Here is a 25,126-nt window from a genome sequence, read left to right on the forward strand (position 1 = left end):
GGCCGGGGCGCCGTTCTCGTCCCCGGGCGGGGCGGGCGTGCCGTCCGGGGAGGACGGGGCGGCCGCCGTCCGGGGCGGTGCGGTCAGGCCGTCGAACCGGCCGCGCGGCCGGCGAGTTCGGCCTCGACCAGGTCCGCCGCACGGGGCGCCCCTCCCTCGCGGGCCATCCCCCGGAGGATCTCCGCGAACCGCACGGGGACCTCCGGGTCCCCGACCAGCGAGAGCACCGCCTCCCGCAGCCTCTCCGCCGTGGCCTCCTCGGTGGACAGCCGCCGGGCCACGCCCAGGCCGACCAGCATGTCCGCGTTGCCGAACTGGTCCACCGCCTGGGGGACCGCGACCATGGGGGTGCCGGTGGCCAGCCCCTCCTGGCTGCCGCCCGCGCCCGCATGGGTGACGAAGGCGTCGGCCTGGCGCAGCACCGCGAGCTGGGGAACCCAGCGGTGCACCTCCACGTTCGGCGGTACCGCGCCGAGTTCAGCGGGGTCGACGTGGCGTCCGACGGACAGGACGGTGTGCCAGCCGGGCAGGTCCCCGAAGGCCTCGATGCAGGCGCGGTAGAAGGCGGGCTGCTTGGTGAAGGCCGAGCCGAGCGAGACGAGGAGTACCTTCCCGGCGCCCGCGGGCCGCTCCCAGGTCCCCTGGTCGGCGCGTTCCCCCTGGCAGGAGCCGACGAAGGAGTGGACGGAGCGGTCGACCCGGTCCGCGTGCGGCTGGAGGGCCTCGGGGATCAGGACGAGGCTCCGGCGGGGCCTGCCGACGAAGGCGTCCGGGTGCCGGTGGATGCCGTTCGCGGCCAGCCAGGCGGTGAAGCGGTCGCCGTAGGCGCGGCCGCGGTCGGTGGCGCGCATCGGGGCGAGAGCCGGTTCGCCCACCTCCTCCTCGTACCCCTCCCAGGCGACCAGGTTCGGGGAGAGGGAGACCGCGGGAACGGCCCAGCGGTGGGCGAGCACCCGCGCCGGGTAGGACGTGATGTCGTGGAGGACGAGGTCCGGCTCGTCCCCGGCGAAGGCGTCGGCGAGCCGGGGCAGCGCCTGGACCGCGTCGTCGAGGAAGAGTTCCAGGTGGTCGATGAGTTCCGTCCCCCACCGCTCGGGGTCCTGGTCGGTGGGGAGGGTGGAGGGGTAGACCACGGGCCGGGCGCCGGTGGCGGCGACCAGGTCGGCGAACGGGGCCGGAATCGCGTAGCTGACGCGGTGACCGCGGCGCACGAGTTCCCGGACGACCTCCAGGCTGGGACGGACGTGGCCCGCGGCGGCGATGGAGAACATGGCGAGGTGGGCGGGGGCGGCTGGTGTCATGCCCCCACCTTAGGCGAGACGATACGTCTCGTCTAAGAGTTTTCCGCTCCGTGGTCCGGAGCACCGATGGACCGCCCGTGCGGCCGGGCAGCCGCGGTGCCACCGGCCGGGTGGGAGACTGGCCGTATCGCGACGGGCGCGGCATCGGGAGCGGGCGGGACATGGACGAGGCACGGGCACGCGGCGTGCTGGCCGCGGCGGGGCTGGCGTCGGGCGCGGAGCGCGCGGAACTGCTGGCGCTCGGCGAGAACGCGGTCTTCGGCATCGGCGGCGTCGTCGTCAGGGTGGGCAGGGACCGGGAGCTGCTGCCCCGGGCCGAGCGGGAGCTCGCCGTGGCCGCGTGGCTCGCCGAGGCCGGGGTGCCCGCGGTGCGGGCCGCCGAGCCCGGGGCCCGGCTGGTGCGCGGCCACCCGGTGACGGTGTGGCGGCGGCTGCCCCCGCCGGTGCGGCCCGCCGCCCCGGCCGACCTGGCCGTGCTGCTCCGCCGCCTCCACGCCCTGCCCGCGCCGCCGTTCACCCTCCCGCCGCGCGACCTCCTCGGGGGCGTGGAGCGGTGGCTGCGACTGGCCGGGGACGCCGTCGACGCCGAGGACGCCGCCTATCTGCGCGAGCGCCGCGACGGGTTCGCGCGGGCCGCCGCCGCCCTCGTCCCCCACCTGCCGCCCGGCCCGATCCACGGCGACGCCCTGCCGCGCAACGTGCAGGTGGGCCCGGACGGCCCGGTGCTGGTCGACCTGGAGACCGTCTCCCGCGACCTGCGCGAGCACGACCTGGTCGTGATGGCCCTCTCCCGGGACCGCTACGGCCTGGACCCGGCGGCCTACGCGGCCTTCAGCGCGGCCTACGGCTGGGACGTGCGCGACTGGGAGGGCTGCGCGGTGCTGCGGGGCGCGCGCGAGACGGCCAGCTGCGCGTGGGTCGCCCAGCACACTCCGGCCAACCCGGCGGCACGGACCGAGTTCCGCCGCCGGGTCGACTCCCTGCGGCACGGCGACACCGAGGTGCGCTGGCACCCCTTCTGAGGGCGCACCCGCGCGCGGGTGCGCGGGGCGGGAGCGGCCCACCCGGCGGGCGCCCCGGACACGCCCGTCACCGGCTCCGCGGGATGACCGGCCAGGCCGGCTCGACGACGGCCGAGGGGTTCGTGGTCCGGCGCAGATAGGACTGGAGCGAGGCCGACTGGGCGGCGGCCGCGCGCACCTGGAGGGCGTGCAGGTCCGTCAGGGACAGCGCCCCGACGGGGCGGTGGCGCTCCCCCATGCGCCGCACCACGCGGACGGCGGCCACCGCGTCCGCCCGGGCGTCGTGGGCGTCGTCGAGCGGCACGCCGTAGTGCGCGCACAGGGCGTGCAGGGCGCGCTTGCCCTTGCGGTACCGGTCGACGTGCTTGTCGAGCACCAGCGGGTCGAGGATCGGGGACGGCAGCACACCCAGCCGTTCGCTGATCGACCTCAGGCCGTACCGACGGCACTCCCGGTCCAGCAGGGACAGGTCGTAGCGGGCGTTCATCACGACCAGCGGCGTGCCCGAGCGCAGCACCTCGGCCACGGCACCGGTGATCTCCTCGACCGCGGACGGCGCCGGGACGCCGTGCTGCCGGGCGTGGCCGGTCGTGATGCCGTGGATCTCCGAGGCCTGCTCGGGTATCGCCACTCCGGGATCGAGCAGCCAGGTCCGCTCCCGCGAGACCGTGCCGTCCGGCTCCAGCCGCACGACCGCCGCCGTGACGATGCGGTCCGACTCGACATCCGTGCCGGTCGTCTCCAGGTCGAACCCGACGAGCGGTCCACCGTGCCAGGACATGACGCCCCCCTCCTCCACGAGCGCGGTGCGCCCCGATGGATCCTCACCCTCGCACGCCGCACTGACACCGGCGCCGGCCCGTCCGCCGGGCTCCGGCCCCGGCCCCGGCCCCGGCCCCGGCCCCGGCGGGAGGCTCCCGCCCGGGCGCGGCCCGCCCGCGCTCAGCGGCCGCCGTCGCGCAGCAGCCTGCCGACGGGGCGGGGCACCGGGTAGTCCAGCGAGTCCGAGCAGTGCCGCAGCCACCGCCGCCCCTCCGCCGGGGTGGCCGACCACGCCCGGCGCAGGGCGCGCCGGAGGCGGATGTCCGCGACGGGGCCGTGGCCCCGCACGCCGCAGGGGATGCGCTGGCAGGTGTCGGCGATGACCTCGACCCTGCGCCAGTGCTCCCTCGCGGGAGGCGGCGCGCTCTCCGCGAGGGTCCGGATCTCGTCCAGTCCGGCCCTGGCGACGTCCTCGCACCAGCGCGCCACGGACACCCGCGTCCTGTCCACCGACCTCACCCGTCCCCCGGTACCGGTGGCCGGACCGCCCCGCGGCCCGCCGCGCGCGCCCCCGGCGCGCGGTCCCGCGCGACCGGTGGTCGGCCGCCGCGCCGGGACCCACGGGACCATGGTGCGCGCGGTTCAGGACACCGGGCGGGAATCGGCCCAGACCGACTCGAACTCCTCGCGATATGTCTGGAACAGGCCCGTGTCGAGTTCCTCGTCGGAGCGCACCACCGCCCGCCCCCCGCCGCGGAGGACCAGCACGGGCGCCTCCATGCCGCGGGCGCGGCGCAGATAGGACTGGACGACGGCCAGCCCGCCGGGGCCGTCCCCGTCCACCAGGTAGGCGGTGAAGCGCGGGGTCTCGTCGAAGACCTGGATCTCGAAGGCCCCGGGGTCCTTCAGCCGGGCGCGCACCCGGCGCACGTGCAGGATGTTCATCTCCACGGTGCGGCTCAGCTCGCCCTTCCTGAGGCCGAGTTCCCGCTCGCGCCGCTTGACGGCGCTGCTCGCCGGGTTGAGGAAGAGGAGCCGGACGCGGCACCCGGACTCGGCGAGCCGGACCAGCCTGCGGCCCGAGAAGTTCTGCACCAGCAGGTTCAGGCCTATGCCGATGGCGTCGAGGCGGCGCGCCCCGCCGAACAGGTCCTCGGCCGGGAGCTGGCGCTGCAGGCGCACCCGGTCGGGATGGACGGAGACCACGTCGGCGTACCGGTCGCCCACCAGGTCCTCGACGGCGTCGACGGGGAGCCGCTCGGCGGAGGGCGCCCCGGTACCGCCGCCGAGTATCTCCAGCAGCCGCGCGGAGGCCCGCTCGGCCTGGGCGAGGACGGCCTCGTTGAGGGCGCGGTTGCGCGAGACGACGTTGCGGGCGACCTCCAGCTCGTCCAGGGCGAGCTCGACCTCCCGGCGGTCGTCGAAGTAGGGCTCGAAGCAGGGCCAGTGCTGCACCATCAGCTCGCGCAGCTGGGGCAGGGTCAGGAAGGACAGGACGTTGTCGTCCGCCGGGTCCAGCAGGTACCCCTTGCGGCGGGAGACCTCCCGCACGGCGACCGCGCGCTGCACCCACTCCTGACCGGCGGGACCCGCCGCCGCCACCACCCAGTCCTCGCCGTGCACCGGGTCGTACACCGGCCGCAGGACCGCGGCGACCACGGATCTCAGCCGCTGCTCCACCAGATTCAGCCAGATGTAGGCCCGGCCGGCCCGCTGGGCGCGCGTGCGCACCTCGCTCCAGGCGTCCGCCCCCCACGCCAGCTCCGCCCCGATCTCGATCGGCCGCGCGAGCGAGACCGCACCTGGCGGGATCTCGGCGGAGTCCTCTCCCTCGTGACCCGCGTCACCGGGGGGTAGCTCCAGCCCTCCCGAGCTCACCCACGCACCGCCTTCTGCTCCTGTACGCCGATCTTGACGATCAAGGAGCCTACTCCGGGAGCGGGATCCGGTGCAGCCCGATGGCAGGGGTTGTTTATCAACTCCCCTGATTGTGAAGACCGTTCCGGGCAGGTCGGGCAGGTTCCGTGAGCGGATTCACGGACGTCGGCGCCACCCCGGCACCCCGGGGCGGGGGCGGCGCCCGGACGGGGGCGCAGGGGGCGCCGGCGCCCGGCCGGGCAGGGGGCGGGCCGCGGCACCGGGTTGACCCGGACGACCGGAATGTCGAAGGTCCTAGGAGCTTGCCCCGATTTGGGGGAGGATCTTGGCCGATAGTTCCCCGTACCCCGGATCAGAAGTGGAAGAGTCGTATCTATGCAGGTCTGGCCGGGACAGGCGTACCCACTCGGTGCCACGTACGACGGCGCCGGAACCAACTTCGCGGTGCACTCCGAGGCCGCTCGGCGGATCGAGCTGTGCCTGCTGCACGACGACGGCTCGGAGACGGCCGTCGAGCTGCGCGAGACGGACGCGTTCGTCCGGCACGCCTACCTGCCGGGGGTGATGCCCGGGCAGCGCTACGGCTTCCGGGTCCACGGCCCGTACGCGCCGGAGAACGGGCAGCGCTGCAACTCGGCGAAGCTGCTGCTGGACCCCTACGCGCGGGCCGTGAGCGGTTCGGTCGACTGGAACGAGTCGGTCTACGGCTACCATTTCGGCCGCCCGGACTCGCGCAACGACCTGGACTCGGCGCCGCACACGATGTCCTCGGTGGTCGTGAACCCCTACTTCGACTGGGGCGACGACCGCCCGCCGCGCACGGACTACCACCGCACGGTGATCTACGAGGCGCACGTCAAGGGCCTGACGATGCTCCATCCGGAGCTGCCGCCGGAGCTGCGCGGCACCTATGCGGGCCTGGCCCATCCCGCGGTGATCTCGCACCTGACCGAACTGGGGGTGACGGCGATCGAGTTGATGCCGGTGCACCAGTTCGTCAACGACCACCGCCTGGTCGACGCGGGTATGGGCAACTACTGGGGCTACAACACGATCGGCTTCTTCGCCCCGCACAACGCCTACGCCTCCTGGGGGGACCGGGGGGAGCAGGTGCTGGAGTTCAAACAGGCGGTCAGGGCACTGCACCAGGCGGGCATCGAGGTGATCCTGGACGTCGTGTACAACCACACGGCGGAGGGCAACCACCTGGGGCCCACGCTGTCGTTCCGCGGCCTGGACAACGAGTCGTACTACCGGCTGACCGAGGACCGCCGCTACTACATGGACACCACCGGCACGGGGAACTCCCTGCTGATGCGCAGTCCGCACGTGCTCCAGCTGATCATGGACTCGCTGCGGTACTGGGTGACCGAGATGCACGTGGACGGCTTCCGGTTCGACCTGGCCGCCACCCTCGCACGCCAGTTCCACGAGGTGGACCGCCTGTCCTCCTTCTTCGACCTGGTGCAGCAGGACCCCGTGGTCAGCCAGGTCAAGCTGATCGCCGAGCCCTGGGACGTGGGAGAGGGCGGCTACCAGGTCGGCAACTTCCCGCCGCTGTGGACGGAGTGGAACGGCAAGTACCGCGACTGCGTGCGCGACCTGTGGCGTGGCGAGCCGCGGACGCTGGCGGAGTTCGCCTCCCGGCTGACGGGCTCCTCGGACCTCTACCAGGACGACGGGCGGCGCCCGCTCGCCTCGATCAACTTCACGACCTGCCACGACGGCTTCACCCTGAACGACCTGGTCTCCTACAACCACAAGCACAACGAGGCCAACGGCGAGTCCAACCGCGACGGGGAGAGCCACAACCGCTCGTGGAACTGCGGAGCGGAGGGGGAGACCGAGGACAAGGGCGTGAACGAGCTGCGCGAGCGCCAGATGCGCAACTTCATCGCCACCCTGATGCTCTCCCAGGGCGTGCCCATGCTCAGCCACGGCGACGAGTTCGCCCGCACCCAGCACGGCAACAACAACGCCTACTGCCAGGACAACGAGCTGGCCTGGGTGCACTGGCCCGAGCCGGGCGCGGAGGAGGGGCCGCTGCTGGCGTTCACCAAGACCATGGTGTGGCTGCGGCGGGACCACCCCGTCTTCCGGCGGCGGCGCTTCTTCCACGGTCGCCCGGTGGAGGGGACCCACGACGAGCTGACCGACATCGCCTGGTTCACCCCCCGCGGCGAGGAGATGGTGCAGCGGGACTGGCAGGCGGCCCACGCCAAGGCGCTGTCGGTGTTCCTGAACGGCCATGCGATCTCCGAGCCGGGGCCGCGCGGCGAGCGGATCTCCGACGACTCCTTCCTGCTGATGTTCAACGCGAGCGCGGAGGACCTGGACTTCACCGTTCCGGTGAACCACGGGGAGGAGTGGCAGGTCGTCGTGGACACGGCGAAAGCCGACGGGATCCCGCCCGGGCAGGGCCCGAAGGCCACCGCGGGAGAGTCGCTGCGCCTGGTGGCGCGGAGTCTGACGGTGCTGCGCCGCCCCGCGTAGAAGGTTCCCGGTGGCGCGGAACATCACCCGATGGACCGAACGGGTGCACGGAACGGCACAGAACCGTTCACAGCGGGTACGTGTGTTCGCATGACACCCACGGCCACCTACCGGCTCCAGCTCCAGCCGGACTTCACCTTCGCCTCCGCGGCGGCTGCGGTCCCGTACCTCGCCGCCCTCGGCGTCTCCCACCTGCACCTGTCGCCGGTGCTGGAGGCGGTGCCCGGCTCGACGCACGGCTACGACGTCGTCGACCACGGCCGGGTGCGGGAGGAGCTCGGCGGCGAGGAGGGGCTCCGCGCCCTGGCGCGGACCGCCCGGGCGCACGGCCTCGGGCTGGTGGTGGACATCGTGCCGAACCACATGGCGGCCGTCCCCCGCCACAACCGGGCCTTCCGCGAGGTGCTGCGCGAGGGCCCCTCCTCCCCCTACGCGCACTGGTTCGACATCGACTGGTCGGCGGGGGACGGCAGGGTGCTCCTGCCGGTACTCCCCGGGCGCCTCGGCGCCGAGCTCGACCGGCTGCGGGTCGAGGGCGGGGAGCTGCACCACGGGGAGCAGCGCTTCCCCCTGCGGGAGTCCACGGCCCACCTGCCGCTGGGGGAGCTGCTCGACGCCCAGTGGTACCGGCTCGCCTGGTGGCGGCTGGCCCGCACGGAGCTCAACTACCGGCGCTTCTTCACGGTCTCCGACCTGATCGGCGTCCGCGTGGAGGACCCGGCGGTCTTCGAGGCCACGCACGCCAAGATCCTGGAGCTGGTGCACGACGGCGTGGTCGAGGGCCTGCGCGTGGACCACCCCGACGGGCTGGCCGACCCGGAGGGCTATCTGCGCCGGCTGCACGAGGCCGCGGGCGCGTCCTGCTGGATCGTCGTGGAGAAGATCCTCACCGGACCCGAGCGTCTTCCGTCCGGCTGGCCCGTCGCCGGGACCACCGGGTACGACGCGCTGCACCGCGTCGACGGGCTGTTCACCGACCCGCAGGGGCTGCGCCGGCTGATCGGCGCCTACCGCGACACCACCGGGGTCGAGGACGCTCTGGGCGGGCGGTGGGAGGCGACCGTGCGCCGGGCGGCGTACGAGGTGGTGACCCACGAACTGGCCGCGGAGACGGCCACCCTGGTCCGGCTCGCCGAGCGGATCTGCTCCGCCGACGTGCGGCTCGCGGACCTGGCGCCGTGGGCCCTCGGCACCGCACTGCGCGAGCTGCTGGTGCGGGTGCCGGTCTACCGCCCGTACCGGGTCGGGGAGGAGGAGGCGCTGCCGGAGGAGGCGGCGCGCGCCGCACGGGCGGCGTTCACCGTGGAGGAGGAGGCCGCGGCCGTGGACGCCGTCCGCGATCTGGCGCTCGGCAGACTGGGCGACGGCCCGGACCACGTACGCTTCCGGGCGCGGTTCGCCCAGACCTCCTCGGCGCTGCGGGCCAAGTCGGTGGAGGACACGGCCTTCTACCGCTACGCCCCCCTGATCTCGGCCGACGAGGTCGGCGGGGACCCGGGGGACCCGGCCGTCGCCCCGGCGGCCTTCCACCGCTTCTGCGGCCGCCTCGCCGAGGACTGGGCCGCCACCGGCACGGTGCTGACGACGCACGACACCAAGCGCAGCGCCGACGTCCGCGCGCGCATCGCGGTGCTGTCGGAGTGCCCGGAGCGGTGGACCGCCTTCCTCGACGGCATCGCCTCCCACGTCCCGGCGCCGGACCCGCAGCTCGCCTGGGTCGCCTGGCAGACGGCCGTCGGACTCGGCACCCCGGACGCGGACCGGCTGGAGGGGGCGCTGCTCAAGGCGGTCCGCGAGGCCGGGGTGCGCACCAGCTGGACGGAGGCCGACCCGGCGTACGAGAAGGCGGTCTCGGCCTTCGTCGGCGCGGGGCCCGCGGGGGCGGGACGGGAGGCGGTGGCGCGGCTGGTGGCCGGACTCGCGCCGCATGTGCGGGCGAACGTGCTGGGCGCGGCCCTGCTGCACCTGACCATGCCCGGGGTGCCGGACGTCTACCAGGGGTCGGAGGGCGAGTTCCTGGCCCTGGTGGACCCGGACAACCGCGCACCCGTGGACTTCCCGGCGGTCGCGGGGCCCGGTGCCGGGCCGGGCGCCGCCCCGGCCGCGTCCGCGCCGGGAAGCGCGCCGGTCACCGGCCCGGGCGCCGGCTCCGAGCTGGGTGCGGAGAAGCTGGCGCTCACGGCGGCGGCACTGCGGCTGCGCCGCGAGCGGCCGGAGTCCTTCGGCCCCGGCTCGGGCTACGCGCCGCTGGCGGCCGAGGGCCCCGCGGCCGACCACTGCGTCGCCTTCCACCGGTCGGGCGCGGTCGTCACCGCCGTGACCAGGCTGTCGATGCGCCTGGCCCGGCGCGGCGGCTGGAGCGGCACGAGCCTGCCCCTGCCGCCCGGTGAGTGGGTCGATCTGCTCGGCGGCGGCCGGCGGTTCGCCGGGGGCACGGTGGCCCTGGCCGAGCTGTTCGCGCGGCGCCCGGTGGCGCTCCTCAGCCGCGCGGACGCACCAGCAGCGTCTTCGGGGAGCGGGTGATCAGACCGCTGGAGACGGGGCGGAAGCCCTCCGCCCACCGGATGCGCGGCATGGCCGCCATCAGCGCCCGCAGGCCGTACTCCGCCTCCATCGCGGCGAGGCCCACCGCCGGGCAGCCGCCCAGTCCGTAGGTCAGCTGCCCGGGGTCGCCGCGCAGCATGTCGAAGCGGTCGGGGTCGCGGAACCGCTCCGGGTCCCGGCCCGCGGCCCCGATCAGGCAGGCCACCGTGGCACCGGGCGGCAGCGTCCCCCCGCTGAGGGCGACCTTGGCGGCGGTCCGGCGGATGACCACGAGGACGGGCGGGTCGCGCCGCAGGGACTCCGTCCAGGCCCGCGGTATCAGCCGGGGCTCCGCGCGCAGGGCCGCGAGCCGGTCCGGGTGGTCGAGGACGTTGGCGAGGAACGAGGCGAGTGCCTTCTCCCGCACCGGTACCTGGGCGACGCACCGCCCGGCGAGCAGGGCGCGCCCGGCGTTCCTGCCGCGCACCCCGACCGCGCCCGAGGGCAGCCACCGGCAGAACTCCTCCACCAGGTCCGCCTGCGAGCGGTCGGCGATGCGCCGCGCCAGGACGTACGCGGTGCGCTCCACCACCTCGCGCAGCGCGCCCGGCACCGGCGCGGCGTGGGGCGCGCAGGCGGCGTCGCCCGGCCGGTGGCCGTGGGTGAAGCGGAGGTCGGTCAGCGCGGTGGCGACGTCGCGGTAGCGGCTCAGGAGCCAGGCTCCCACGGAGGCGTCGTAGGTGAGCGGGTGGTCCTCGCGCAGGCGCCGGTAGCCCTCGTAGAGCTCGTGCTCGTTTCCGGTCGGCAGCCCCGGCAGCAGGCTGACCCGGTGCGAGGAGGGGCCCGGCGGGACGGCCGAGGGGCGGGGCGGGGCGGGCTCGGGCGTGGCATGGGTGTCCGCGTGCATCGGCAACTCCCCTGTCGCGGCCGCGGCTCCTCGTGGTGCGCGGTCGACTCCAGGCCACCACCGCCGCCCCCGCACCGCAGGCCCCGTACGGCCGTTCGGGTGATTTCGGAGGGTGACGGGCCGGGGCGGCGGAGCCCCTCTCGCCCGGCCGCCGGAGGGTCAGCGCGCGGTCAGGCGGAACAGCACGTTGCCGAAGCCGACCATGTCGCCGTCCTGGACGACGATGGAGCCGGTCAGCCGGCGCCCGTTGACCGTGGTCCCGTTGGTGGAGCCGAGGTCCCTGAGCACCCACAGCCGCGCCTGGTGGCTCAGCTCGGCGTGCATCCGGGAGACGGAGTCGTGGGTGAGGCGCAGCCCGTTGGCCGGGTCCCTGCCGATGCGCAGCGGGTCCGGCCCGGGCTCGGGCAGCAGCAGCGGCGGCAGCTTCTCCGCCTGCCAGGCCCGCCGCATCCGCACCGAGAAGGCGGACATCCGGCCCACGAGACCGTACAGGCCCCGGGAGATCCGGCCGTCCTGGGCGGCGAGGTCGGAGGTGAGCGCCGCCAGCTCCTCCGGCCTGCGCGCGGCCAGGACGAGCTCCATCCGCTGGACGAAGGTGTCGTGCGACAGCCGCCCCTGGGCAGCGCCCTCCCGCAGCACGGCCAGGGCGTGCTCGCGCTCGGCATCGGAGACCCGCACGGGGCAGGAGGGCAGCTCATGGGACGACGTCACACGGAGGATTGTCCGCCGGGGGCACCCGAGGTGTCCAGAAGAGCGGCCGTGGTCCGCCGATCCCCGCCCGCCGTACGGGAGTTACGCCGCGGAGCCGGGGGAGGCGGGTGCGGCCGGGCGGCGGAAAACCGGTGGACCGGGGCGGGCCGCCGCGTCTACCGTGGCCGCGACGCCCTGGAACAGGAGAGGAGGCGAGTGCCGTGACACCCACACGATCCCCGCGCTCCCTGCCCTGCCGCCCGGCGTCCGCCGTCTGACCGGGAGCGCTCCGCAGAGCCTGTCTTCCCGGAGGACCCTCCCGTGACCCGACTGGTCATCCGTGCGCTCGACGCGCACGACGCCGCGCTGTTCGACACCCTGCCCGACCCGCTCGGCCTCGCCGCCGCGCACGCCCGCACCGTCCACCGGCCCGAGTGGAAGAGGGTGGCCCTGCGCGACGGCGTGGTCGTCGCCCGGGGGGCCTGGTGGGGCGGCCCCGACGACACCACCCCCGTGAACATCAACTGGTTCGACGTCGCCGAGGGCGAGGAGGAGGCGGGCGCCGCCCTGCTGCGCACCGCCCCGCACCGGGTGGAGCTGGAACTCGACCTCCCCGCCGGGTGGCGCGGCTCCCCGGTGACCCGCGCCGCCGGGGAGACCCGGCTGCGGGCCGCACGGGCGGCCGGGTACGAGGTGCTCGCCGAGCGCTACCTCTACCACTGGACCCCGCGGTGCGGGCTGCCGGAGCGGCCGGGGCGGCTGCGCTTCCGCCCGGAGGCCGACGACGCGGTGTTCTTCGACGCCCTGCGCCGCATCCACTCCGACACCCTGGACGCCCACGCACGGCGCGCCGTCGCCGAGGGCGGCCTGGACCAGGCGGCCCAGGAGGAGCTGGACTTCTTCCGCTGGTGCCCCTCGCCCCGCCGGTGGTGGCAGGTGGCCCACACGCCCGGCGGCGAGTTCGTCGGCATCCACGTCCCCGCGCACAACCCGGGCGGGCCGTGCATCGGCTTCATCGGGGTGGTGCCCGAGCAGCGCGGCCGGGGCTACTCGCTGGACCTGCTGGCCGAGTGCACCCACTTCCTCGCCGAGCGCGGGGCGCAGCTCGTCAAGGGCGCCACCGACCAGGCCAACGTCCCGATGGCGCGGAACTTCGCCCGGGCGGGCCACCCGGTGGCGGCCGAGCGCATCAGCCTCGTCCCCGGGCGCGGCTGAGCTGCCGGACGGGCCGCCGCCGGCGGCGGCCCGTCCCCCGGGCGGTCCCCCTCCCCCGGGCGCCCCGCCGGGGCCGTCGCGGCGGTGGCCGCCGTCAGGACGCCGCGCGGCCCTTCTGGGCCGCGATCACCTCCCGGTACCAGTGGTAGGAGGCTTTCGGTGTGCGCTCCAGGGTCGTGTAGTCGACATGGACGAGCCCGAAGCGCTGTGCCGCGCCCTCCACCCACTCGATGTTGTCCGTGAGCGACCAGGTGAAGTAGCCGCGCACGTCGACCCCGTCGCCGATGGCCCGGTGCAGGGACCGCAGGTGGGCGTCCAGGAAGGCGATGCGGCGGTGGTCGTCCGCCGCGTCGGCGTAGGAGCAGCCGTTCTCCGTGACGACGACGGGCGGCAGCCGCCGCCCGTAGCGCGCATCCAGCCCGAGCAGCAGCTCGCGCAGCCCCTCGGGGACGACGGGCCAGCCGAAGCCGGTGCGCTCCGCCCCGGGGTACTCCCGCAGGCCGAACGGGAGGTCCCCGGGCACCGCGACGCCCCCGAACCCGGACGGAGCCCCCTGCTCCGGGGCTCCCACCACCATCGGGTGGTAGTAGTTCACGCCGTAGAAGTCGAGGGGCGCGGCGATGACCGCCAGGTCCTCCGCGACCGGACCGGGCATCAGGGAGGCGATCGCCTCGTCGGGGTAGGCGCCGGTGAGGAGCGGGTCCGAGAAGAGGTGGTTGGTGAGCGTGTCGTACAGCCCGGCGGCCGCCCGGTCCGCCTCCCCCTCCCCCGCGGCCAGCACCGGCGAGTGGGAGACGGCGATGCCGACCCGCCGCGCGCCCGCCGCACGCAGCGCCCGCGCGGCGAGGCCGTGGGCGAGCAGCTGGTGGTGGGCGGCGGGCAGGGCGTCGAACAGCAGGCGCCTGCCGGGGGCGTGCTCCCCCAGGGCGTAGCCGAGCAGGGTCACCTCGGCGGGCTCGTTGAGGGTCATCCACATCCCGACCCGGTCCCCGAGGCGGGCGGCGACCTCGGCCGCGTACTCCGCGAAGCGCTCGGCCGTGTGCCGGTTCAGCCAGCCGCCCGCCTCGTCCAGGGGGAGCGGGGTGTCCCAGTGGTACAGGGTCGGTGCGGGTGCGATGCCGTGCCGGCAGAGCTCGTCCACCAGCCGGTCGTAGAAGTCCAGGCCGCGGGCGTTGACCGGGCCCCGCCCGCCGGGGACGACCCGCGGCCAGCTCACCGAGAAGCGGAAGGCGTCGGCGCCGAGTCCGGCGAGCAGGGCGACGTCCTCCCGGTAGCGGGCGTGGAACCCGGTGCCGCGCGAGGCGTCGGCGCCGTCCTTGATGCGTCCGGCGGCGGCGAAGGCGTCCCACCCCGAGGGGCCCTTGCCGTCGGTGTCCGCGGCCCCCTCGGTCTGGAACGCGGAGGCGGCGGCACCCCACAGGAAGCCGGACGGGAACGCGGGCAGCGGCTCGTGCGGCGGCGTCGGCATGGGGAGTGACCTTAATGGCCCAAGCACCCCGCCAGAAGACCCCGGACTTGCCAGGATGGACGGGCACGCCCGGACCGGCGGCGAGGTGCGGTCCGGCGGGCGGGCACGGGAGCGACGCAAGCGGCGACGACCACGAGGGGACGCCAGTGCTGCTGTTCGAGGTGTGGGCACCGAACGCCGAGGAGCGGGTGACGCTGTGGCTGGAGGGCGAACCGGTGCCGATGGAGCCGGCCCAGGGACGGGCCGGGTGGTGGGCCGCCGAGGCCCCGGCGCAGGACGGCTCCCGCTACGGCTTCGCCCTCGACGGCGGCCCGGTGCGGCCCGACCCCCGCTCCCGCCGCCAGCCCGACGGCCCCGACGGCACGAGCGCCGTGGTCGACCACGGCACCTTCGCCTGGCGCCACCCGTGGCCGGGACGGGGCCTGCGCGGCGCGGTCCTGTACGAGCTGCACGTGGGCACCTACACCCGGGAGGGGACCCTGGACGCCGCCGCCGGGCACCTCGGGGAACTGGCCGAACTGGGCATCACCCATGTGGAGCTGATGCCGCTGTGCCCGTTCCCGGGGGTGCACGGCTGGGGGTACGACGGGGTCGCCCCCTGGGCCGTGCACGAGCCCTACGGGGGCCCGGCGGCCCTGAAGCGCTTCGTCGACGCCGCGCACGGCCTCGGCATCGGCGTCGTCCTCGACGTGGTGCACAACCACCTCGGCCCGGCGGGCAACCACCTGCCCGCCTTCGGGCCCTACTTCACCGACACCCACCACACCCCGTGGGGCTCCGCCGTCAACCTCGACGCCCCGGGCTCGGACGAGGTGCGCGCCTACTTTCTGGAGAGCGCGCTGGCGTGGCTGCGCGACTACCGGCTGGACGGCCTGCGCCTGGACGCCGTGCACGCCCTGGCCGACTCCCGCGCGCTCACCTTCCTGGAGGAGCTGGGCGCGGCCGTGGACGGACTGGCGCGGGACCTCGGGCGGCCGCTGTTCCTGGTGGCCGAGTCCGACCGCTGCGACCCGCGCACGACCACACCCCGCACCGCGGGCGGCATCGGCCTGCACGCGCAGTGGAACGACGACTTCCACCATGCGCTGCACACCGCGCTGACGGGCGAGGCGCAGGGCTACTACGCCGACTTCGCGGCCGCGCCGATGGCGGCCCTGGCCAAGACGCTGTCCCGGGCGTTCTTCCACGACGGCACGTACTCGACGTTCCGGGGGCGCACCCACGGCCGCCCGGTGGACGTCGCCTCCGCGCCCGCGCACCGCTTCGTCGGTTTCGCCCAGACGCACGACCAGATCGGCAACCGGGCGCTGGGCGACCGGCTCTCGGCCGGGCTCACCCCGGGGCTGCTGGCCTGCGCGGCGCTGCTGGTGCTCACGGGGCCGTTCACCCCCATGCTGTTCATGGGCGAGGAGTGGGGCGCCGGGACGCCCTGGCAGTACTTCACCGACCACACCGACCCGGAGCTGGCCGAGGCCGTCCGGGCGGGCAGGCGGCGGGAGTTCGCCGAGCACGGCTGGCGGCGGGACCAGATCCCCGACCCGCAGTCGCCCGCCACCCGGGAGCGGTCCTGCCTGGACCGCGCCGAGCGCGCCCGGGAGCCCCACGCGGACCTGCTGGCCTGGCACCGGGAGCTGATCGCTCTGCGCCGCGGCGCGCCGGACCTGACGGACCCGGACCTGGCGGCGCTCAGGATCGCCTTCGACGAGCAGGGCCGCTGGCTGGCGTACCGGCGCGGCGAGCTGCTGATCGCGGTCAACCTGGGTGCCGGGCAGGCCGAGATCCCGGTGGGCGGGGGCGGGCGGATCGCCGCCGCGTGGGGCAAGGTCCGGGTTCCGGACGGGGACGGGGTGCTGCGTCTGTCGCCGGAGAGCTGCGTGGTGCTGGCGGGGAGCTGAGCACACGGCGGGCGGCCGGGTGCGGTCGCGGGCGGGCCCCGCGGTGCCCGGGCCGGCAGCGGGCCCGGTCGCGGTGCCCCGCTCAGGCCCCGCTGTCCCCGGGGAGGGCCACGACCAGGTCGGCCCGGCTCCTGCCGCGGGCGACGAGGCGGGCGTTGGGCTCGTCGGTGTCGCGGACCCAGCGCTCGGCCCGGGCGCGCTCCTTGCCGAAGCGCACATGCCGCTCGACCAGCCGCCGCACGCGCAGCGCGCCCGGCGCCTCCAGGAACCACGCCTCGTCCAGGAGCGGGCGCACCCGCGCCCAGTGGCCCTCGTCGTGGAGCAGGTAGTTGCCCTCGGTGACCACCAGGGGCACGTGCGGCGGCACGGGCACCGCCCCGGCCAGGGGTTCCTCGACGAGGCGGTCGAAGCAGGGCGCGTAGACGGTCACTCCCGGCTCCGGGGTGCGCAGCCTGGCCAGCAGGGCGGCGTATCCGGCGGCGTCGAAGGTGTCCGGGGCACCCTTGCGTCCGGCCCTGTCCAGGCGCCGGAGCTCCCTCCCGGCCAGGTGGAAGCCGTCCATCGGCACCAGCACGGCGTGCTGCGGACCCAGTGCGGCGACGAGGCGGGCGGCGAGGGTGGACTTCCCGGCGCCCGGGGCCCCCGCAATGCCGAGCACCCGCCGCTCCCCGGGCCCGGCGAGGGCGCGGGCGCGCTCCGGCAGGCCGGCCGGGAGCCCGGTGCGGTCGGGGTGGTCGGGGAGGGGCGCGGCGAAGGAGGGCACGGCGGTGATTGTCCCACGCGGATCATACGTATAACGTTCTGCCATGCCCTCCCTGCCCTCCCTCGCCCTGGTGACCCTGGTGGTCGCCGACTACGACGAGGCCATCGCCTTCTACACCGACGCCCTCGGGTTCCGCCTGGCGGAGGACGCCGACCGGGGCGGCGGCCGCCGCTGGGTGGTCGTACGGCCCCCGGGAGCGGCGGAGGGCACGGGCCTGCTGCTGGCCCGCGCGGAGGGCGGGGCCCAGCGGGCGAGCGTCGGCGCGCAGACCGGCGGCCGGGTCGGCTTCTTCCTGCACACCGACGACTTCGCACGGGACCACGCCCGGATGACCGCGGCGGGCGTCGCCTTCCTGGAGGAGCCCCGCCACGAGCCCTACGGCACGGTCGCGGTCTTCGAGGACCTCTACGGCAACCGCTGGGACCTGCTGGAGCCGCGGTGAGGAGGCCGCCGTTCCGCACCGCGCCCGCACCGGCCCCCGCCGAGGGTCGCCGCCGCTCCACCCCAGGTCAGCCGCACGACGGGCACAGCCCGCGGTAGACCACCTCGGCACCGGACAGGGTGAAGCCGAAGCGCTGCGCGGCGGGGAGCCCGTCGAGCGGGTCCCCGGTGGGGCGGACGTCGCGGATGAGGCCGCAGCCGGTGCAGACCAGGTGCTGGTGCGGCCGGTGCGCGTTGGGGTCGTAGCGCTTGGCACGGCCGTCGGTGGACAGCTCCGCGACCTCGCCGAGCAGGACCAGCTCCCCCAGGGTGTTGTAGACCGTCGCCCGGGAGACCTCCGGCAGCCGCAGGACCGCGCGGGCGTGCACCTCGTCCGCGGTGAGGTGCACATGCTCCCCGTCCAGGACCTCCGCGACGACGCGCCGCTGCGCGGTCACCCGCCACCCCCGCGCGCGCAGGCGCCTCAGCAGGTCGCTCACCGGTGTTCACCTCTTCCGGGCCGACGCGACACACACGTGTCACCAGGTCATGTCCGAGACCCGATCTGATGTACCTCAGGCGAGCTTCTTGACCTGGACAGAGTCCATCGTAGGATCGGATCCGGCGATGGCCAAGGGAGCAGGAGACTGCGGCACGGCAGGAGACGTGAGACATGACAGGACCGCCCTCCGCGGGACCGGCGGCACCCGTCCGACCCTGAAGGCCGCCCGCGCCGCCCCTCCCCCGCCCCGACGGACGCCGAGCGCCCCCGGAGCGGGGACGGCGGACCGGGACCCGTTCCCCGGCTCTTCCACCGCCTGGCACTTGCGAGCCCCACGAACCGCACAGCCCGAGAGGAATCCCATGGCCGAGAACCCGGACGCGATCGTCACCGACCCGAAGACGGAGGAGGCGGGCGGCTGCCCGGTCGCGCACGGCCGCGCGCCGCACCCGACGCAGGGCGGTGGCAACCGGCAGTGGTGGTCGGAGCGGCTGAACCTGAAGATCCTCGCCAAGAACCCGGCCGTGGCCAACCCCCTCGGCGAGGACTTCGACTACGCCGAGGCCTTCGGGAACCTCGACCTCGCCGCCGTGAAGCGGGACATCGCCGAGGTGCTGACCACCTCGCAGGACTGGTGGCCGGCCGACTTCGGGCACTACGGCCCGCTGATGATCCGGATGGCCTGGCACAGCGCGGGCACCTACCGCATCAGCGACGGCCGCGGCGGCGCCGGGGCGGGCCAGCAGCGCTTCGCGCCCCTCAACAGCTGGCCGGACAACGGCAACCTGGACAAGGCCCGCCGTCTGCTGTGGCCGGTCAAGAAGAAGTACGGCCAGGCGATCTCCTGGGCCGACCTGCTGATCCTCACCGGCAACGTCGCCCTGGAGACGATGGGCTTCAAGACCTTCGGCTTCGCCGGTGGCCGCCCGGACGTCTGGGAGGCCGAGGAGGACGTCTACTGGGGCCCCGAGTCCACCTGGCTCGGCGACGAGCGCTACACGGGCGACCGCGAGCTGGAGAACCCGCTCGGCGCGGTCCAGATGGGCCTGATCTACGTCAACCCCGAGGGCCCCAACGGGAACCCGGACCCGATCGCGGCCGCCCGCGACATCCGCGAGACCTTCCGCCGGATGGCGATGAACGACGAGGAGACCGTCGCGCTGATCGCCGGCGGCCACACCTTCGGCAAGACCCACGGCGCCGGTCCGGCCGAGTCCGTGGGCGCGGACCCGGAGGCCGCCCCGATCGAGGAGCAGGGCCTGGGCTGGCGCAGCACCCACGGCACCGGCAAGGGCGGGGACGCCATCACCAGCGGTCTGGAGGGCATCTGGACCGACACCCCGACCGCCTGGGACAACAGCTTCTTCGACATCCTCTTCGGCTACGAGTGGGAGCTGTTCAAGAGCCCGGCCGGAGCCCACCAGTGGCGGCCGAAGGACGGTGCCGGCGCCGGCACCGTGCCGGACGCCCACGACCCGGCGAAGACGCACGCGCCGACGATGCTCACCACCGACCTGTCGCTGCGCTTCGACCCGGCCTACGAGCAGATCTCGCGGCGCTTCCACCAGAACCCGGACGAGTTCGCGGACGCCTTCGCCCGCGCCTGGTACAAGCTCACCCACCGCGACATGGGCCCGGTCGCCCGCTACCTGGGGCCGGAGGTGCCGAGCGAGGTGCTGCTGTGGCAGGACCCGCTACCCGAGGCCGACGTCGCGCCGCTGACCGCCGAGGAGGCGGCCGACCTCAAGCGCCGGGTGCTGGAGTCGGACCTGACGGTCTCCCAGCTGGTCTCCACGGCCTGGGCCTCCGCCGCGTCCTTCCGCGGCAGCGACATGCGCGGCGGCGCCAACGGCGCCCGCGTCCGCCTGGAGCCGCAGAGCGGCTGGGAGGTCAACGAGCCCGACAGCCTCGCCGTGGTGCTGCGCACCCTGGAGGGCATCCGGGAGTCCTTCAACTCCTCCGCCCCGGCCGGACACGGCGTCTCGCTCGCCGACCTGATCGTCCTCGCGGGCGGCGCGGCGGTGGAGCAGGCGGCGAAGGACGCGGGCGTGGCGGTGGAGGTGCCGTTCACCCCGGGCCGCACGGACGCCACGCAGGAGCAGACGGACGTGGAGTCCTTCGCCGCGCTGGAGCCCTCCGCGGACGGCTTCCGCAACTACCTCGGCAAGGGCAACCGGCTGCCCGCCGAGTACCTGCTGGTCGACCGGGCCAACCTGCTGACCCTGAGCGCCCCGGAGATGACGGTCCTGGTCGGCGGTCTGCGCGTGCTGGGGGCGAACACCGGAAACTCGCAGCACGGCGTCCTGACCCGCACGCCGGGGCGGCTGACCAACGACTTCTTCGTCAACCTGCTCGACCTGGGCACGACGTGGCGGCCGGTGGCCGAGGACGCGGGCACCTTCGAGGGCGTCGACGCCGCCACGGGCGAGGTCCGCTGGACCGGCACCCGGGCCGACCTGGTCTTCGGCTCCAACGCGGAGCTGCGGGCGCTGGCCGAGGTGTACGCGAGCGACGACGCGCGCCGCAAGTTCGTGGACGACTTCGTCGCCGCGTGGGCCAAGGTGATGGACCTGGACCGCTTCGACGTCGCCTGATCCCTCCCCCTCCCCGGAGTCGGCTGTTCCCGACCCGGCTCAGGGGTGGTTGACGAGATCCCGTCCGGTCGCCGCGACCGGGCGGGATCTCGTGGTTCGGGTGGGGTGACCGGGAGGGCTGGAGGGTCAGCTGACCACCGCGCCCGGCCCCTGCACGGGGCCCCCGTCCGCATATCCCCAGGAGACACCTTGCGCCGTCACCTCCTCGTCGCTGCCGCCGCCACGGCCCTTCTCGTCGGGGGCTGCACCGGTGGTGCCGAAGAGAGCCCCCCTCCCCACCCCGGTTCCACGACCTCCTCAGCCCCTCCCTCGCCCGAACCCACCGCGACGCCTCCCTCCCTGGACGTGCCCGACGACGCGCGGGTCCTGGTACCCGAGACGGCGGACGGCGAGGACCGGCACCTGCCCGACTTCACCCCCGACCAGGACGTCTACACCATCTACGCCTCCTGCACCGGCACGGGCGAGGTGGCGATCGCGGACCAGGACGACGAGGGCAGCCCTCATCCCGTCGCCTGCGACGGCGTCCGCACCGTGGGCACCGTCCACACGGAGAGGACGCCGCAGCGCCTGATGGTGCAGGTGTCCGGGGGTGCTGCGCAGTGGAGGGTCGCGATCGTGTCCGGAGACCAGCAGCCGTGAGCGGCCGACCGTGGGTGCGGCCACCGGCTGCTCGAAGGCCGCGCCATGCGCCCCTGCCACCTGCTTGCCCGGGTGGCGATCGACAGGAAACAGCCTCAGGCTCGTCCCGGCTCACGGGGAGGTCGGCGGGACGCGCTCCATCGGTTGGCAGGCCGTTCCCCCTTGAGGGGGCCTGGGGGAAGGATGCCCCAGATCCGCGAGGGGAGTGGATTTCGCCTTCACCCCGGGTTCCCGACGCTGTTTCGGTCTGACCGGTCCGGTCGAATCATCATCACGCGGCGAGGGCGTGTATCGACGGTGCGTGTGCCGGCCGGTGTGGCGTAGTACTTCTGGGGAGCCTCAACCCCGGTCTGTTGTCACCTTGGAGCTGTCGATGGCCGTTCGCCGTGTCGTACCCAATGTCCAGTCGGAAGCTGCGCAGGAGAGCCGGGAGTTCTACGGCCTGCTCGGATTCGAGGAGGTCATGAACCACGGCTGGATCAGGACGCTCGCGTCCCCGTCCAGCCCGACGGCGCAGATCAGCCTCATGGCCGGTGACAAGACCGCGCCCGTCGTTCCCGACATGAGCATCGAGGTGGACGACGTGGACGCGGCCTACGCGGCCGTGCGGGACAGCGGCGCGGAGATCGTCCACCCCCTGCAGGACGAGGAGTGGGGGGTGCGGCGGTTCTTCGTCCGGGACCCCAACGGCCGGGTGGTCAACGTGCTGGGCCACCGCTGACGGTCCGCCGGCCGGCTCGCGGGGAGCCGGACTCCTCCGCGGCCCCGGTACCGGGCGCGGGGGCAGGTGACGCCCCTGCCTCCGGCGCCGAGCGGGGGCGGGCGGGGCCCGCCCGGCCCACGGGGGTGCACGTCAAACCCCCCTCACTCCAGGTCGAGTTCGGCCCGGACGGTCTTGCCGAGCGGGACCCGGTCGCGGACCTCCCAGCGGTCGGCCAGGGTGTCGACGAGGAGCAGGCCGCGCCCGCCGGGTGAGGCGGGGTCGGGTGCGGGGAGGCTGCCGGGCGCGGGCGGGCGGCGTTCGCCGCGGGTGTCGGAGACCTCGATGCGCAGCCGGTCCGGTGTGAGGGTGAGCCGCAGTTCGATGTCGCGTCCGGGGACGCGCCCGTGGGTGGCCGCGTTGGCGGCCAGCTCGGCGACGACGACGGCCGCGGTGGCGGAGGTCCCGGAGCCGTGGGGGATGCCCCAGACGTCGAGTTGGTGGAGCGCCAGGCGGCGGGCGAGGCGGGCGCCGAGCGGAGTGGAGCTGAAGCGCTGGGTGAACACGCGGACGGTGCCCTGCTGCTGGGGGGCCAGGGGTGAGTGCATGGGGCCGAGCCTGGCCCCGCCGGGCGCCGTACCCCAGATCACCGACCCGTACGCTGGGTGTGCGTACGGGTACGCAGGGTGGACGGTAGGGGTCTCCGGCCGTGACGATGGCCGGGGTGCGGGCGTTGCCCGACCCAGGGACCGTGCACGGGAGGTGGACGCGCATGACGGGGTCGGCGGGCAGCGACGGCGAGACCAGGGCGGCGGGCGGTGGCGGCGCCGGGACGGGCGGCAGCGGCGGGGCCGGGACGGACAGCGGCCAGACCAGAGCGGGCGCGGGGGGCGGCGGGGAGCCGGAGGTCTCGGACAGCCTCAGGGCGTTCGGGGCCGTGGTCAAGGCGTTCCGGAGGCGGGCGCGCCTGACGCAGGAGGAGTTCGCGCCCCTGGTGCGGTACTCGCTGCCGACCGTCGCCTCCATCGAGCAGGGGCGGCGCTTCCCTCCGGACGCCTTCGTGGACCGGGCGGAGGAGGTGCTGGACGCCTTCGGGGCGCTCACGGGGGCGGCGCGGCACCTGTCCCGGCAGCCGGGGCTGGCGAGCTGGTTCCGGCAGTGGGCGGCGCTGGAGGCGAGGGCGCTGAGTCTGTCCACCTACGAGTGCCGCCTGGTGCCGGGCCTGCTCCAGACGGAGGCGTACGCCCTGCGGCTGTTCATGGACCAACTGCCGCCCCTCGGGGACGCGCAGATCGAGGCGCAGCTGGCCCAGCGAATCGGGAGGCAGCGGCTGCTGACGGAGCGTCCGAACACGGCCTACAGCTTCATCGTGGAGGAGCATGTGCTGCGGCGGGGGCTGGGCGGCCCGGAGGTCACCCGGGGGCAGCTGGACCGGGTGATCGAGCTGGCGCAGCTGCAGAACGTGGAGGTCCAGGTGATGCCGCTGGTGCGGGAGAGCCATGCGGGGCTGCACGGTCCGCTGCGGCTGCTGGAGACCCCGGAGCACCAGTGGCTGGGATACGGCGAGGGCCAGGAGAGCGGGCAGCTGATCGCCGACGCGGCGGTGGTCAGCATGCTCCAGATGCGGTATGCCAGGATGCGGTCACAGGCTCTCCCGTTGACGGAATCCCTGGGCCTGTTGCGGCGGATACGAGGAGCGACATGAGCGGCAGCGGTGCACTGGCCTGGTTCAAGAGCAGCTACAGCAGCGGGTCCGGCGACTCCTGCGTCGAGGTCGCCCTCTCCTGGCGCACCTCGACTTACAGCAGCGGGTCCGGCGACGACTGCGTGGAGGTCGCGGCGTGCCCCGACGCCGTCCACGTCCGCGACTCCAAGGTGCCCGACGGCCCCCGCTTCGCCGTCGGCCCCCGCGCCTGGGCCGCCTTCGTCGGCCACGCCCACCGGGCCTGAGCGGCACCCCGGGCCCGGCGGGCTTCTCGGCGCCAGGGGCGGCGGTCACCCGCGCCGGGGGCGCCCGGTGCGGGTGACGGCGGACCCGGCGAGGAGGGCGAAGGCCGTCAGGGAGGCGACGGTCCGCAGGGTGTTCCACCGGTTCCACTGGGACTCGTAGTCGGCGCGGATGCCGGAGAGGTCCTGGTGCGCCGCGAGGGAGACGCCCGCGAGTTCCTCGTTGAGCGGCACGTTGAGGGCGAACGTGACCCCGAAGCCTCCGAGCAGGTAGGTGGCCAGCGCCGCGGCGATCAGCCAGAACGTGGCCGACCTCCACCCGGCGGCGCGCCAGGCGAGCACGAGGGCGACGGCGGTCAGCACGATCGCCCCGAAGAACGACATCGCGAAGGGCGCGTTGCGTATCACGCTGTTGATCGCCTGCATGGCGGTGACGTACGTGGCGTCGTCCACCTCGGCCAGGCCGGTGGTGACGGAGACCTCGTAGGCGTAGAAGAACCCCGCTATCGCGCCCATGGCGAGCAGCGCGGCGATCAGGAAGACACGGAACACGGTCGGGATGGTGCTGGCCATGACGCCTCCAAAAGCGTACCTGCTGGTACGGTTAATGAAACGAACCAGCAGGTACGATTGTCAAGCCCGCCGGCCGGTCGGGCCCGGATCGAGCGAGGAGGATCGTGACACCGCGTCAAGGTGACAGCCGCAGGGGCCGTCCGCGGCAGGGAGAGGCGGACGCGCGGCGGGCGGCCGTGCTGGAAGCCGCCTTCGCGGAGCTGGTGCAGCACGGCTACGCGGGGACGACCATGCTCGGCATCGCCCGCCGCGCGGGTGCGTCCAAGGAGACGCTCTACCACTGGTTCGGCAACAAGCGCGGCCTGTTCGCCGCCATGATCCGCCGCCAGTCGGAACTGGCCAACGCCCAGATGGCCGCCGCACTCGAACGCCGCTCCGACCCCCGGGAGACGTTGACCGGCTTCGCCGTCAGCCTGCTGCAACTGCTCCTCGGCACCTACTCGATCACCCTGAACCGTGCCGCGATCGCCGCTCCCGAGCTGGCCGACGTCCTGCTCGCGGAAGGCCGCCACACCACCGGCCCCCTGGTCGCCGACTACCTGGCCCGGCTGGCCGAGGACGGCGAGCTGGCCATCGGCGAGCCCGAGGACGCCTTCCGTCTGCTCTACGGCCTGGTCGTGTCCGACAGCCAGATCCGCGTGCTCCTCGGCGAACCGCCACCGACCGACATCCAGGACCGCGCCCGCCGTGCCGTGGACCGCTTCCTGACCCTGACCGCACACGGATCGGGCGGCGCCCCGGACGGGGACTGAGCCCGGCTCCAGCGGGGACGCCGGGGCATGCCGGTGCGTCGGGGTGATCGGCGGGCATGCCCGGGACGTTCCGCGAGCC

Annotated in this window: 23 protein-coding genes; 12 read left to right on the plus strand and 11 right to left on the minus strand. The window is 74.7% G+C overall.

Translation table 11 applies throughout. The features are described from left to right. Positions 1-83: 83 nt before the first annotated feature. Positions 84-1,301, minus strand: coding sequence for a macrolide-inactivating glycosyltransferase (mgt, locus tag NPS70_RS01460; protein ID WP_256521790.1), 1,218 nt, complete (start codon positions 1,299-1,301; stop codon positions 84-86). Positions 1,302-1,462: 161 nt separating this feature from the next. Between mgt and NPS70_RS01465 the strand changes: the two genes are divergently transcribed. Then, on the plus strand, positions 1,463-2,323 hold the full coding sequence (locus NPS70_RS01465) for an aminoglycoside phosphotransferase family protein (protein ID WP_256521791.1): 861 nt from the start codon (positions 1,463-1,465) through the stop codon (positions 2,321-2,323). A 67-nt stretch (positions 2,324-2,390) separates the two neighbouring features. On the opposite strand, the gene NPS70_RS01470 is transcribed toward NPS70_RS01465, so the two are convergent. The 3 genes from NPS70_RS01470 to NPS70_RS01480 all read right to left on the minus strand — a co-directional run bounded on the left by NPS70_RS01470 (position 2,391) and on the right by NPS70_RS01480 (position 4,963). Next, complete coding sequence (locus tag NPS70_RS01470) at positions 2,391-3,104, minus strand: exonuclease domain-containing protein (protein WP_256521792.1); 714 nt, start codon at positions 3,102-3,104, stop codon at positions 2,391-2,393. A 161-nt stretch (positions 3,105-3,265) separates the two neighbouring features. Next, on the minus strand, positions 3,266-3,595 hold the full coding sequence (locus NPS70_RS01475; RefSeq protein WP_256521793.1) for a hypothetical protein: 330 nt from the start codon (positions 3,593-3,595) through the stop codon (positions 3,266-3,268). 132 nt (positions 3,596-3,727) lie between these two features. Then, complete coding sequence (locus tag NPS70_RS01480; RefSeq protein ID WP_256521797.1) at positions 3,728-4,963, minus strand: SAV2148 family HEPN domain-containing protein; 1,236 nt, start codon at positions 4,961-4,963, stop codon at positions 3,728-3,730. 375 nt (positions 4,964-5,338) lie between these two features. Here NPS70_RS01480 and glgX point away from each other — a divergent pair, with 375 nt between their 5' ends. After that, positions 5,339-7,456, plus strand: coding sequence for a glycogen debranching protein GlgX (gene glgX, locus NPS70_RS01485; protein WP_256521798.1), 2,118 nt, complete (start codon positions 5,339-5,341; stop codon positions 7,454-7,456). A gap of 90 nt (positions 7,457-7,546) precedes the next feature. Further along, complete coding sequence (treY, locus tag NPS70_RS01490; RefSeq protein ID WP_256521799.1) at positions 7,547-9,979, plus strand: malto-oligosyltrehalose synthase; 2,433 nt, start codon at positions 7,547-7,549, stop codon at positions 9,977-9,979. Here treY and NPS70_RS01495 read toward each other — a convergent pair. Next, the gene (locus NPS70_RS01495; RefSeq protein ID WP_256521800.1) at positions 9,936-10,886 is read right to left on the minus strand and encodes a cytochrome P450; all 951 of its coding nucleotides are present in this window, start codon (positions 10,884-10,886) and stop codon (positions 9,936-9,938) included. The genes treY and NPS70_RS01495 overlap by 44 nt on opposite strands. Before the next feature lie 159 nt (positions 10,887-11,045). Beyond that, positions 11,046-11,597: a DUF1707 and FHA domain-containing protein gene (locus tag NPS70_RS01500; RefSeq protein WP_256521802.1), complete on the minus strand. Its 552-nt coding sequence runs from the start codon at positions 11,595-11,597 to the stop codon at positions 11,046-11,048. Positions 11,598-11,897: 300 nt separating this feature from the next. Here NPS70_RS01500 and NPS70_RS01505 point away from each other — a divergent pair, with 300 nt between their 5' ends. Beyond that, the gene (locus tag NPS70_RS01505; RefSeq protein ID WP_256521803.1) at positions 11,898-12,791 is read left to right on the plus strand and encodes a GNAT family N-acetyltransferase; all 894 of its coding nucleotides are present in this window, start codon (positions 11,898-11,900) and stop codon (positions 12,789-12,791) included. A 94-nt stretch (positions 12,792-12,885) separates the two neighbouring features. On the opposite strand, the gene NPS70_RS01510 is transcribed toward NPS70_RS01505, so the two are convergent. Continuing rightward, positions 12,886-14,259: a GH1 family beta-glucosidase gene (locus NPS70_RS01510; RefSeq protein WP_256521805.1), complete on the minus strand. Its 1,374-nt coding sequence runs from the start codon at positions 14,257-14,259 to the stop codon at positions 12,886-12,888. 149 nt (positions 14,260-14,408) lie between these two features. Between NPS70_RS01510 and treZ the strand changes: the two genes are divergently transcribed. Next, positions 14,409-16,154 carry a malto-oligosyltrehalose trehalohydrolase gene (gene treZ, locus NPS70_RS01515; protein ID WP_256522202.1) on the plus strand — a complete coding sequence of 582 codons (1,746 nt, stop codon included), beginning with the start codon at positions 14,409-14,411 and terminating at the stop codon, positions 16,152-16,154. Positions 16,155-16,236: 82 nt separating this feature from the next. Here the strand turns inward: treZ and NPS70_RS01520 are convergent, their stop codons facing one another. After that, positions 16,237-16,917 (minus strand): nucleoside/nucleotide kinase family protein, encoded by a 681-nt coding sequence (locus NPS70_RS01520; protein WP_374211915.1) that lies wholly within the window; start codon positions 16,915-16,917, stop codon positions 16,237-16,239. Between the two features lie 52 nt (positions 16,918-16,969). Between NPS70_RS01520 and NPS70_RS01525 the strand changes: the two genes are divergently transcribed. Next, on the plus strand, positions 16,970-17,359 hold the full coding sequence (locus NPS70_RS01525; protein WP_256522206.1) for a VOC family protein: 390 nt from the start codon (positions 16,970-16,972) through the stop codon (positions 17,357-17,359). Between the two features lie 67 nt (positions 17,360-17,426). On the opposite strand, the gene NPS70_RS01530 is transcribed toward NPS70_RS01525, so the two are convergent. Next, complete coding sequence (locus NPS70_RS01530; protein WP_256521806.1) at positions 17,427-17,837, minus strand: Fur family transcriptional regulator; 411 nt, start codon at positions 17,835-17,837, stop codon at positions 17,427-17,429. Between the two features lie 364 nt (positions 17,838-18,201). Between NPS70_RS01530 and katG the strand changes: the two genes are divergently transcribed. From katG to NPS70_RS01545, 3 genes are all read left to right on the plus strand, one after another. Continuing rightward, entirely contained in the window at positions 18,202-20,433 is a 2,232-nt protein-coding gene (katG, locus tag NPS70_RS01535; protein ID WP_256521807.1) for a catalase/peroxidase HPI, read from the plus strand. Between the two features lie 189 nt (positions 20,434-20,622). Then, positions 20,623-21,075, plus strand: a complete 453-nt coding sequence (locus tag NPS70_RS01540; RefSeq protein ID WP_256521811.1) for a hypothetical protein — start codon at positions 20,623-20,625, stop codon at positions 21,073-21,075. A 373-nt stretch (positions 21,076-21,448) separates the two neighbouring features. Beyond that, positions 21,449-21,796, plus strand: a complete 348-nt coding sequence (locus tag NPS70_RS01545; RefSeq protein WP_256521812.1) for a VOC family protein — start codon at positions 21,449-21,451, stop codon at positions 21,794-21,796. A 143-nt stretch (positions 21,797-21,939) separates the two neighbouring features. On the opposite strand, the gene NPS70_RS01550 is transcribed toward NPS70_RS01545, so the two are convergent. Continuing rightward, a complete protein-coding gene (locus NPS70_RS01550) occupies positions 21,940-22,383 on the minus strand; it encodes an ATP-binding protein (protein WP_256521813.1) in 444 nt (147 codons plus the stop codon). A 164-nt stretch (positions 22,384-22,547) separates the two neighbouring features. On the opposite strand from NPS70_RS01550, the gene NPS70_RS01555 reads away from it, so the two are divergent. After that, positions 22,548-23,480 (plus strand): helix-turn-helix transcriptional regulator, encoded by a 933-nt coding sequence (locus NPS70_RS01555; RefSeq protein ID WP_256521815.1) that lies wholly within the window; start codon positions 22,548-22,550, stop codon positions 23,478-23,480. Next, positions 23,477-23,725 (plus strand): DUF397 domain-containing protein, encoded by a 249-nt coding sequence (locus NPS70_RS01560; RefSeq protein WP_256521816.1) that lies wholly within the window; start codon positions 23,477-23,479, stop codon positions 23,723-23,725. The genes NPS70_RS01555 and NPS70_RS01560 overlap by 4 nt, the downstream gene beginning before the upstream one ends. Before the next feature lie 45 nt (positions 23,726-23,770). On the opposite strand, the gene NPS70_RS01565 is transcribed toward NPS70_RS01560, so the two are convergent. After that, positions 23,771-24,295 carry a DUF1772 domain-containing protein gene (locus NPS70_RS01565; protein WP_256521818.1) on the minus strand — a complete coding sequence of 175 codons (525 nt, stop codon included), beginning with the start codon at positions 24,293-24,295 and terminating at the stop codon, positions 23,771-23,773. A gap of 104 nt (positions 24,296-24,399) precedes the next feature. Between NPS70_RS01565 and NPS70_RS01570 the strand changes: the two genes are divergently transcribed. Continuing rightward, positions 24,400-25,047 carry a TetR/AcrR family transcriptional regulator gene (locus tag NPS70_RS01570; RefSeq protein WP_256521820.1) on the plus strand — a complete coding sequence of 216 codons (648 nt, stop codon included), beginning with the start codon at positions 24,400-24,402 and terminating at the stop codon, positions 25,045-25,047. Positions 25,048-25,126 lie beyond the last annotated feature (79 nt).

The sequence above is a fragment of the Streptomyces sp. C10-9-1 genome (genome assembly GCF_024497955.1).
GTDB lineage: Bacteria > Actinomycetota > Actinomycetes > Streptomycetales > Streptomycetaceae > Streptomyces > Streptomyces sanyensis.